The organism is Providencia sp. PROV061, from assembly GCF_011045655.1.
In the GTDB taxonomy this organism is placed as follows: Bacteria; Pseudomonadota; Gammaproteobacteria; order Enterobacterales; family Enterobacteriaceae; genus Providencia; species Providencia hangzhouensis.
Genome location: NZ_CP042861.1, coordinates 2736824 through 2747751, shown reverse-complemented (window position 1 = coordinate 2747751; position 10928 = coordinate 2736824). Strand labels below are relative to the sequence as shown.

At 41.2% G+C, this 10928-nt stretch carries 8 protein-coding genes; 7 read left to right on the top strand and 1 reads right to left on the bottom strand.

Annotated features, from left to right (window positions below; all coding sequences use genetic code 11):
• Positions 1–457 precede the first annotated feature (457 nt).
• Positions 458–1573 (bottom strand): AI-2E family transporter YdiK, encoded by a 1116-nt coding sequence (gene ydiK, locus FVA72_RS12470; protein ID WP_094961757.1) that lies wholly within the window; start codon positions 1571–1573, stop codon positions 458–460.
• Between the two features lie 256 nt (positions 1574–1829).
• Here ydiK and ydiJ point away from each other — a divergent pair, with 256 nt between their 5' ends.
• From ydiJ to sufS, 7 genes are all read left to right on the top strand, one after another.
• Positions 1830–4883, top strand: a complete 3054-nt coding sequence (gene ydiJ / locus FVA72_RS12465; protein WP_137019035.1) for a D-2-hydroxyglutarate dehydrogenase YdiJ — start codon at positions 1830–1832, stop codon at positions 4881–4883.
• Positions 4883–5299, top strand: coding sequence for a 1,4-dihydroxy-2-naphthoyl-CoA hydrolase (gene menI, locus FVA72_RS12460; RefSeq protein WP_094961759.1), 417 nt, complete (start codon positions 4883–4885; stop codon positions 5297–5299). The genes ydiJ and menI overlap by 1 nt, the downstream gene beginning before the upstream one ends.
• 410 nt (positions 5300–5709) lie before the next feature.
• The gene (sufA, locus tag FVA72_RS12455) at positions 5710–6078 is read left to right on the top strand and encodes a Fe-S cluster assembly scaffold SufA (protein ID WP_004263773.1); all 369 of its coding nucleotides are present in this window, start codon (positions 5710–5712) and stop codon (positions 6076–6078) included.
• Positions 6079–6094: 16 nt separating this feature from the next.
• Positions 6095–7594 carry a Fe-S cluster assembly protein SufB gene (gene sufB / locus FVA72_RS12450; RefSeq protein WP_110591615.1) on the top strand — a complete coding sequence of 500 codons (1500 nt, stop codon included), beginning with the start codon at positions 6095–6097 and terminating at the stop codon, positions 7592–7594.
• Positions 7595–7639: 45 nt separating this feature from the next.
• A complete protein-coding gene (gene sufC / locus FVA72_RS12445; protein ID WP_004263776.1) occupies positions 7640–8386 on the top strand; it encodes a Fe-S cluster assembly ATPase SufC in 747 nt (248 codons plus the stop codon).
• On the top strand, positions 8361–9668 hold the full coding sequence (gene sufD, locus FVA72_RS12440; protein ID WP_110591616.1) for a Fe-S cluster assembly protein SufD: 1308 nt from the start codon (positions 8361–8363) through the stop codon (positions 9666–9668). Before sufC ends, sufD begins: the two co-directional genes overlap by 26 nt.
• A gap of 5 nt (positions 9669–9673) precedes the next feature.
• Positions 9674–10912, top strand: coding sequence for a cysteine desulfurase SufS (gene sufS, locus FVA72_RS12435; RefSeq protein ID WP_110591617.1), 1239 nt, complete (start codon positions 9674–9676; stop codon positions 10910–10912).
• The last annotated feature ends 16 nt before the right edge of the window (positions 10913–10928 follow it).

Sequence of the window (10928 nt, the reverse complement as noted above, 5' to 3'; positions counted from 1 at the left end):
ATATAACGCTAAAGGAGTATGAAAACTGCTAGTTATGTCAAAAATTGATATTAATCAATAATTATAAAGTGATGTTCTGATTACGATATGAATAATATTCATATTAAATGAAGATAAAAAAAAAGCCTATCATGGGCTGACAGGCAAAGACTACACACAGCAATTCAGTTAAATAAAGCGACGCCTAAAAAGGGAGGGGCATAGCTTTTTATATCCATATGATTCAATAATAGAATATTAAACTATTCATATTATACAATCATTAAGAACACTCTCAATATTAATATTACTCATTGTTACTTAAAGAGAATTAATTCAATAGATTTATGTTAACATAAATTAGACTAAATACTAACGTTAGAATGTTAAATATTGTTTCTAAATATTAATGGAGCAATACTTATTAAGTTAGCAGGCATGTCTTGCTTGAACATGCCTGCTACTAATCAACTACGTACTACTTTTTAATCGAAAACTCTTCTTCTAGAAATTTTTCAGTTTCTGTTAAGTCTTCACTTGGAACTGCAACCTCATTCATCCAAGCTTTTAATAAGCTATATGAAACGGCTAATACAACAGGGCCAATAAACAAACCAATCATGCCAAATGATAAAATTCCACCAATAACACCAACAAGGATCAGAACCATTGGTAAGTCAGCCCCCATTTTAATGAGCCATGGGCGAAGAACGCCATCCATAGTGGCAACAACGGCGGCCCATATAGCAAGGATAATTCCCCATGTCGTATCACCTGTCCAAAATAGCCAAATGACGGATGGCACCATAATGAGTAGAGGCCCCAATTGCGCCACACAGCATATAAACAACAAGACAGTTAAGATGGCCGCATAACCAATACCCGACAAGGCAAGTCCAATTCCTCCGACGATGGCTTGAATTAGCGCGGTGACGACGACACCAAGGGCAACAGCTCGAATAGATTGTGCCGCTAACACGACGGCAGCATCCCCACGGATCCCTGCGAGACGGACCGCAAAGTGACGGATGCCAACCATGACAGATTCGCCTTTAAGGTAGAGCAATCCACTAAATAGCAGCATTAGCATCAAGTGAAAAACAAATCTTCCTGCGCTAATAGCCTGCGTGGCAAACCAGCCAGCAGCTTGGCCAAAATAGGGTTGAATTTTAGCAAGTAAAGCATTCCCCCCACTGGCGACTAAGCTATGCCATGCATAGTAAATTTTCTCACCCACCATTGGAATGGTATTGAGCCATTCTAAATCAGGCAATGTTAAGCTTGACGGCGATTTCGCTAAATCAATAAGTGGTGTGCTATTTTCAATGATACTGCCAATTAGAATACCCAATGGAATAACGAACAGCAGTAATATAAGAAGAACCATCACCAATGTAGCTAACCAGCGCTTATGCCATAAGCGAGCTTCCAGTCTTAATAATAGTGGCCAAGTAGCAATTACCATCATTCCAGCCCATACAAAGCCAAGAATAAATGGATTAAGTACCCAAAAGCAGGCTGCTATCATTAAAACGATGGATAATAGGCCGAAAATAAGTTTGGGAAGATCCAAGCGTTTTTGCGATTTTTCCATTAATGACTGGTCCTTTACAAATGAAAATTCTGTGTCTGTGGCAAATTTTTAGGTGAAAATAACGTAATTTTTTTTCACGGTTAAAAAAAACAATATTGTGATATGGTTCATAATGACAATGTCATCAGCGGCTGTGCTGTCTTTACAGGCTGTGAAGGTAACCCATCATAGACCTAAGACACTATTGTGCAACTTAAAATAAAGATAGTACATAACGAGTAATGCGAACACTAAACAACAAGAGTCATCGTTAATAATGATCCCGCGTATATCAGAAGCTCCTCATCTTAGTCATCTAGTTATTGAGTTCTTGCATGAGCTACAAGAACAGGGTTTTACTGGAGATAACGGCACCAGCTATGCTGAGCGTTTATCCATGGCAACAGATAATAGTATTTACCAACTATTACCCCAAGCGGTTGTATTTCCGCGTTCGAGTGCAGATGTACAAATTATCACTCGGCTTGCGGGGCAAGCGAAATTTCGTGAGCTTAGCTTTACACCTCGGGGTGGTGGGACGGGAACTAATGGGCAATCCTTAACTGAAGGGATTGTTGTGGATATGTCCCGTTATATGAATAGGATTTTAGAAATAAATCCAGAGCAAGGTTGGGTTAAAGTTGAGGCTGGGGTCATCAAAGACCAATTAAATCAATACCTCAAACCTTACGGTTATTTCTTTTCGCCGGAGCTATCTACCAGCAACCGAGCAACATTAGGTGGAATGATCAACACTGACGCATCAGGTCAAGGCTCATTAGTATATGGTAAAACCTCTGATCACGTGTTAGGCGTTAAAGCCATGGTGTTAGGTGGAGAATGCCTAGATACACGTGCTATGCCTATCGAACTCGCCCAAACGATTGCGTCAGAAGATTCAACAGTGGGGCGTATATATAAAACAGTATTAGAACGCTGTTTAGAGCAACGTCCATTAATTGAAGAAAAATTTCCCAAGTTAAATCGTTTCCTGACAGGGTATGATTTACGTCATGTATTTAATGATGAACTAACAGAATTTGACCTTACCCGTATCTTGACTGGGTCTGAAGGGTCTTTAGCCTTTATTACCGAGGCGACGCTTGATATCACACCTTTGCCAAAAGTACGCCGCTTAGTAAACGTCAAATATGACTCTTTTGAGTCCGCATTACGTAATGCACCTTTTATGGTTGATGCAAAAGCCTTGTCTGTTGAAACAGTTGACTCGAAAGTATTGAATTTAGCGCGTGAAGATATTGTTTGGCACTCAGTTAAAGCATTGATTACTGACATTCCAAATAAGGAAATGTTGGGGCTGAATATTGTTGAGTTTAGTGGTGATGATGAAGCGGAAATTAACCAATTAACTGAAAGCCTTTGTCAGCGGCTTGATGAGTTAATGGCGAATAACCAAGCCGGCGTGATTGGTTATCAAACCTGTCATGACCTTGAAGATATTACGCGCATTTATAACATGCGTAAAAAAGCAGTTGGGCTGTTAGGGAACAGCAAGGGGGCTGCAAAGCCAATTCCGTTTGTTGAGGATACTTGTGTTCCTCCTGAGCATCTTGCTGATTATATAGTGGAATTCCGTGCATTATTAGATAGTCACAACTTGAATTATGGCATGTTTGGTCACGTGGACGCAGGGGTATTACATGTCCGTCCTGCGCTTGATATGTGTGATCCGCAGCAAGAAGTATTGATGAAACAAATTTCTGATGAAATTGTGGCATTAACCGCTAAATATGGTGGGCTTTTGTGGGGGGAGCATGGGAAAGGTTTCCGTGCGCAATATAGTCCTGAATTTTTTGGCGATGTATTATACGGTGAGCTTCGGAATATTAAAGCGGCATTTGACCCCGATAACCGTTTGAATCCAGGTAAAATTTGCCCACCTGCGGGGTTGGATGCACCGATGAAGCAGGTTGATGACATCAAGCGAGGAACGTATGACCGGCAAATTCCAGTCCAAATGCGCCAAGAGTTCCGTGGTGCTATGGAGTGTAATGGCAATGGGCTGTGTTTCAATTTTGATGTAAAGAGCCCAATGTGCCCATCGATGAAGGTGAGTGGTCAACGAGTCCATTCTCCGAAAGGCCGTGCGACACTTGTTCGTGAATGGTTAAGGTTGCTAGCGGAACAAGGCGTTACACCCGAACACCTTGAAAAAGGAATTACGCACAACCAGCCTTCATTAAGAGGCTTAATCGAGAAAACCCGTAATACTTGGCGTGCGAAGCAAGGGGATTATGATTTTTCTCATGAAGTGAAAGCTTCAATGGCTGGGTGCCTAGCCTGTAAAGCCTGCTCAACACAATGCCCGATTAAAATTGATGTGCCATCATTTAGAGCTAAATTTTTAGCATTGTATCATGGGCGTTATTTGCGACCTATTCGGGACCATATTGTTGCAAACGTCGAAGCGAGTGCACCAATACTTTCCAAGGTACCTAGCGTATTTAATTTCTTTTTACGTCAACCGGTGGTGCAAAAACTGAGCCAACACACCATTGGTATGGTGGATTTACCGTTATTTTCTCAACCCACATTAAAACAAGAACTTTCAGGCCATGCCGCGGTTTCTGTTACGCTTGAACAACTTGAAAGTATGGCGGATTCACAGCGTGAAAAATATGTGCTGGTGGTTCAAGACCCTTTCACTAGCTATTACGATGCCAAAGTGGTGGCAGATTTTGTTCGCTTAATTGAAAAGTTAGGCCTTAAACCTGTATTGTTACCGTTTTCACCGAATGGAAAAGCGCAACACATCAAAGGCTTTTTAGCGAAATTTGCTAAAACAGCTCGCAAGACAGCAGACTTTTTAAATCGAGTGGCAAAATTACAGTTGCCAATGGTCGGTGTTGACCCTGCACTGGTACTTTGTTATCGCGATGAATATCATGAAATTTTAGGCAAAGAACAGTGCCAATTTACGGTGATGTTGGCACATGAGTGGTTAATGACATTGCCTGAACCACACAATGTGCAAGTGGTTTCGACACAACCATGGTATTTTTTCGGTCATTGTACGGAATCAACGGCTTTACCTAATAGTGCGAATCAATGGGCAGCGTTATTTGCTCGCTTTGGGCAAACATTAAATAATGTTAGTGTTGGCTGTTGTGGCATGGCAGGGACTTATGGGCACGAAGTGGCCAATCTTCAAAATTCAAAAGGAATTTATGACTTATCGTGGAAAGGCGCGATGTCTTCTTTGCCAAAAGATCGCTGTTTAAGTTCAGGTTATTCTTGCCGTAGCCAAGTTAAGCGAATGGAAAATGTATCGATAAAACATCCGATTCAAGCCTTGCTGGAGATAGTTTAATGATTTGGAAACGTCAATTTAATTTGCAACAACTCGCTGAAATGTCAAAAACCTGCATGTTAGGGCATCTTGGCATTGAAATCACGGCAATTGGAGATGATTATTTAGAGGGAATAATGCCTGTCGATCATCGTACCAAACAGCCTTTTGGGTTATTGCATGGCGGTGCTTCTGTTGTGTTAGCCGAATCCTTGGGTTCAATTGCGGGTTATATGTGCTCGGAAGGGGAACAAAAGGTGGTCGGGTTGGAAATCAATGCAAATCATGTTCGTGCTGCTCGCTCAGGGGTTGTGAAAGGTATTTGTAAGCCTATTCATTTAGGACGTCGCCAGCAAGTGTGGAATATTGAAATTTTCAATGAACAAGGCAAATTGTGTTGTACTTCTCGCCTGACAACTGCGGTATTATTTGAATAATAACCATTCTACATATAGGGTTTTTTGGCTAATTAAATGCCAGAACACCCTATAAAACCCTTATTTCTGTATGGTTATATGGCCATTCTTTCTATAAATTCATTTTTTATCAAGTTAATTAAGTTGTATAATAAATACATCTTTATTAATTTGTGTCATTTAAGTGTATTATTTAGTACAAATTTGAGTAAAAAACACAACTCTACTTATCCATTATTTATCAATGTGTTAATCTTATTTTGCTAGGTGCTTGTTTGTTTTTTAACCTGATAATGAGCAAGAAAAGAGCTAAAATAGCTATAACCTCTTAAAACAAATGGTTGAAGTCAATTAGCTAATCATTACCATAGGGTAGGCAGAGTTAATCTCCTGATAACAGGCTGAAAAGCCATAAGAAATGTGGGGTCAATATGACTGACGGTGTAGAGACATTTTCATTTGATGAAAACAATTGGCAGGGAGTTAGCCTGACACAAAGCGCTGCAAAACAAATCAAAAAATTGATGGTGCAAAACCCAAACACTAAAGGGCTTTCACTTGGCGTAAAACAGTCCGGCTGCGCGGGTTTTGGTTATGTATTTGAAATGATCGAAAACCCAACAGAGCAACACCTGTTATTTGAACTCGATGGCGCACATCTTTATGTGCCAAAAGAAGCAATGCCATTTATTGATGGCACAGTCGTTGATTTTGTCCAAGAAGGGCTGAATCAAATTTTCAAATTCAATAACCCGAAAGCCCAACATGCCTGTGGGTGTGGTGAAAGCTTCGGCGTTTAACATGTGAAGTCAGATTATGTCACAGAGCAATGTAGAAGTTGGCGATGATGTTCAAAGCTGGCTTGATGACCAGCGTTATAAAGAAGGCTTCTTTACCGAAGTCGCGACTGATGAAATGGCGAAAGGCATCAACGAAGATGTGATCCGCGCAATTTCAGCAAAACGTAATGAGCCTGAGTGGATGCTCCAATTCCGTCTTGATGCCTTTAATCACTGGAAAGGCATGAAAGAGCCTCATTGGCTTAAAGCGAATTACCCAAATCTCGATTATCAAGACTATAGCTATTATTCTGCGCCATCTTGTGGCTCATGTGATGATACCTGTGGTTCGCAATCTGGTGCAACCCAAGGCACAGGTGTAGCGGAAGCCAATAATTATTTAACGGCTGAAGTTGAAGAAGCTTTTAACCAATTGGGTGTTCCTGTACGTGAAGGGAAGGCTGTTGCGGTTGACGCCATTTTTGACTCGGTCTCGGTATCTACAACTTACCGTGATGACTTAGCCAAACATGGGGTTATTTTTTGTTCGTTCAGTGAGGCTATTCAAGAGTACCCTGAACTGGTGCAGAAATATCTCGGGTCAGTCGTTTCGAGCCATGATAACTTTTTTGCGGCATTAAATGCGGCGGTAGCTTCAGATGGTACGTTTGTGTATGTACCAAAAGGCGTACATTGCCCAATGGAGCTATCAACTTATTTTAGGATCAACGCAGCCAAAACAGGCCAGTTTGAGCGTACGATTTTAATTGCCGATGAAGGTAGCTATGTCAGTTATATCGAAGGGTGTTCTGCGCCTGTTCGTGATAGCTATCAGCTCCATGCGGCGGTTGTTGAAGTGATTATTCATAAAGATGCCGAAGTTAAATATTCGACTGTCCAAAACTGGTTCTCCGGTGGAGATAGCGAAGCCGGTGGGATCCTGAACTTTGTGACTAAGCGTGCATTGTGTGAAGGTGAAAATTCAAAAATGTCATGGACGCAGTCAGAAACTGGCTCTGCCATCACATGGAAATACCCAAGCGTTATCCTTAAGGGGGATAACTCTGTCGGTGAGTTTTTCTCTGTTGCATTAACAAATGGTAATCAGCAAGCAGATACCGGAACGAAAATGATCCATATCGGGAAAAACACCCGTTCAACGATTATTTCTAAGGGTATTTCAGCAGGTAAGAGCCAAAACAGTTATCGCGGTTTAGTGAAAATTTTACCAAGTGCACATAATGCTCGTAACTTTACCCAATGTGACTCTATGTTAATTGGTACACAGTGCGGTGCACATACTTTCCCGTATGTGGAAGTTAAAAATAATACGGCACAGCTCGAACATGAAGCGACAACCTCACGTATTGGAGAAGACCAGTTATTTTACTGTTTACAACGTGGTATCAGCGAAGACGATGCGATATCAATGATTGTAAATGGTTTCTGTAAAGATGTGTTCTCGGAGCTTCCATTAGAATTTGCCGTAGAAGCACAAAAATTACTGGCAATCAGCTTAGAGCACAGTGTTGGTTGATCCTAATCGAGTTTATTTGCGCTAAGGCGCTAAAGGCATGTAAATATGTTAAGTGTTAAAGATTTACACGTGAGTGTAGAAGGTAATGAGATTTTAAAAGGGTTATCTCTGGAAGTAAAACCAGGGGAAGTTCACGCCATCATGGGCCCAAATGGCTCTGGTAAAAGTACATTATCAGCCACACTTGCTGGCCGCGAAGAGTATGAAATTGATAGCGGTGAAGTGACGTTTAAAGGTAAAGACCTGTTTGAGTTAGATCCAGAAGAGCGTGCAGGGGAAGGCGTTTTCCTCGCATTCCAATACCCTGTTGAAATTCCAGGGGTCAGTAACCAATTTTTCTTACAAACCGCCGTTAATGCGGTCAGAGAATATCGCCAGCAAGAAGCATTAGATCGTTTTGATTTCCAAGATTTTATTGAAGATAAAATCAAATTATTAGAAATGCCAGAAGATTTACTTGCTCGTTCTGTTAATGTGGGTTTTTCCGGCGGTGAGAAAAAACGTAACGATATCCTGCAGATGGCAGCTCTAGAGCCTCAATTGTGTATTCTTGATGAAACTGACTCCGGTTTAGATATTGATGCGCTGAAAATTGTGGCTAACGGTGTGAATTCATTACGTTCGCCTGAACGTTCATTTATTATCGTAACCCACTATCAACGTATTTTGGATTATGTAAAGCCTGACTTTGTCCACGTGTTATATCAAGGGAAAATCATCAAATCAGGTGATTTCAGTTTAGCGAAAAAACTGGAGGAGCAGGGTTATGGCTGGCTTATTGACCAACAGTGAAAGAGCACAAAAACGTGCTGAAGTTGCAAAGCTCAATGAGCAAGCAATGTCACGTTTTTCTGAATTGTTTGAGCAACGACACGGTGTGAATTCTCAACATGCTAAAACGCATTGGGAAATGGCAAAACAAGTTGGCTTACCTGCGTTTCGCCATGAAGATTGGCACTATACACCACTAAATACGGTACTTGAGGCTCAGTATCGTTTTAGTGATAGCGATGTTGAAGCAAAAGACTGTGAAGCATTGGCTCTGCCGATTGACGCCTATCGCCTTGTTTTAATTGATGGGCGCTATAGTTCAGCACTAAGCTCCATTGATATGGGGCCATTCCAAGTGTCTTTGCTTGATAACCAAGACTTGCTTCCTTCGCCTGTAAATAGCGAGATTTTCTTGCATTTAACAGAAAGCTTGGCGGTACAACCGTTAGTTGTTCATCTTGCTGCAAATAAAATAGCAGAGAAACCATTGTATCTGCTGAATATTTCAACGGGTAGCAGCGATAAACAGGCTACGAATATTAGCCAGTATCGCTACCATTTAACGTTAGATGCGAACAGCAAAGCTCAAGTGATTGAGCATTATGTCAGTTTGAATGACCAAATGCACATGACGGGCAGCCGTTTAACGGTTGAAGTCGGTGATAATGCAGATTTTAGTCACTTTAAGTTAAATATTGAAAATGGTCAGGCTCAGCATTTTGCTCACAATGATATTGTTATTGGGCGTGATAGTCGGGTGAAAAGTACGAGCTTTTTACTTGGCGCATTATTAACGCGAAACCATACCAGTGCTCGCCTTGATGGTGAAAATACAGAATTTGAACTTAACAGTTTATTGCTGCCTAAAGGCAATGAAATTGCAGATACTCGTACGTATTTGGAGCACAATAAGGGTTACTGTAATAGCCGCCAACTACATAAAGTCATTGCGATGGATAGCAGTAAAGCTGTCTTTAATGGCATGATTAAAGTAGCGCCGAATGCATTAAAAACAGATGGTCAGATGACTAACAATACGTTGTTGTTAGGTGAAAAAGCTGAAATTGATACTAAACCTCAGCTTGAGATTTATGCGGACGACGTAAAGTGTGGTCACGGTGCAACGGTCGGTCGTATTGATGACGAACAACTGTTTTATCTGCGTTCAAGAGGCATTGAGGGTAAAGCAGCAAAACATATGATTATCATCGCATTTGCTGCAGAACTTACAGAATCTATTGAATCGGAAGAGTTAAAACACGCTGTGATGGCAAACATCCGCCAGCGCTTAGCGGAGGTTTAATCCCCATGCTATTCAATGTCGCTTCAGTCAGGCAGGATTTCCCTGCCTTATCTCAGTCTGTCAATAATCATCCGTTAGTCTATTTGGATAGTGCAGCAAGTGCACAAAAGCCTTTACAAGTCATTGAAAAAGAAAGTGAATTTACGTTGAATCAATATGCCGCGGTTCATCGCGGTATACATACTCTCAGTGCAAATGCTACGACAATGATGGAAGAGGTTCGTCAAAAAGCGGCCGCTTTCATTCACGCAGCTTCAAATGAAGAAATTGTGTTTGTTAAAGGCACAACGGAAGGTATTAACCTAGTAGCAAATAGTTTTGGTCGAAAGTATTTCCATGAAGGGGACAATATTGTCATCACTGAAATGGAACATCATGCGAATATTGTACCTTGGTATATGTTAGCTGAAGAAATTGGTTTTGAAATCCGAGTTATCCCAATTTCTGATGATGGTAGGCTACAGTTAGAGGTATTAAATGATGTCATTGATTCACGTACGCGATTATTGAGCTTTACACATATCTCTAATGTATTGGGAACAGTTAATCCCGTACAGGAGATAATCAAGCAAGCACGAGCAATTGCTGCCTCAAAAGGCGGTGAAATCACGGTATTGGTTGATGGTGCGCAAGGTGCAATGCATCAGCAGGTTGATGTACAAGCCTTAGACTGTGATTTCTATGTGTTTTCAGGTCACAAGCTATATGGCCCGACGGGTATTGGTATCCTTTATGGTAAAAAAGCTATTTTGGATATGATGCCACCATGGGAAGGTGGTGGGGCGATGATCCGCCAAGTCAGCCTGACCAAAGGGATCACTTTTGCTGACGCACCTTGGCGCTTTGAAGCGGGAACACCGAATGTAAGCGCAATTATTGGTTTAGGGGCGGCATTTGATTATTTAAATGCACTAAATTTATCTGATGTATTTGCTCATGAAGCTGAAGTGATGGCTTATGCTTCTAAGAAATTGCAAGAAATACCTTCAGTTATATTATATGGCAATGACCAACGGGAAGGTGTTCTGGCTTTCAATTTAGGCAAGCACCATGCTTATGATGTTGGGTCTTTCCTTGACAGGTATGGCATTGCAATCCGTACTGGGCATCATTGTGCTTTACCATTAATGGAACATTACCAAGTTCCCGCTATGTGCCGCGCTTCTGTAGGGATATACACCACTAAAGAAGAAATCGATTCTTTATGCAATGCGTTACAGCGCATCAAAAAATTGTTAGGCTAAGCACATAAGAAACAGA

Coding starts and splice junctions, on each gene's coding strand:
- sufS (WP_110591617.1), top strand. CDS start 9,674: ATGCTATTCAATGTCGCTTCAGTCAGGCAGGATTTCCCTGCCTTATCT.
- sufC (WP_004263776.1), top strand. CDS start 7,640: ATGTTAAGTGTTAAAGATTTACACGTGAGTGTAGAAGGTAATGAGATT.
- sufB (WP_110591615.1), top strand. CDS start 6,095: ATGTCACAGAGCAATGTAGAAGTTGGCGATGATGTTCAAAGCTGGCTT.
- ydiJ (WP_137019035.1), top strand. CDS start 1,830: ATGATCCCGCGTATATCAGAAGCTCCTCATCTTAGTCATCTAGTTATT.
- sufD (WP_110591616.1), top strand. CDS start 8,361: ATGGCTGGCTTATTGACCAACAGTGAAAGAGCACAAAAACGTGCTGAA.
- menI (WP_094961759.1), top strand. CDS start 4,883: ATGATTTGGAAACGTCAATTTAATTTGCAACAACTCGCTGAAATGTCA.
- ydiK (WP_094961757.1), bottom strand. CDS start 1,573: ATGGAAAAATCGCAAAAACGCTTGGATCTTCCCAAACTTATTTTCGGC.
- sufA (WP_004263773.1), top strand. CDS start 5,710: ATGACTGACGGTGTAGAGACATTTTCATTTGATGAAAACAATTGGCAG.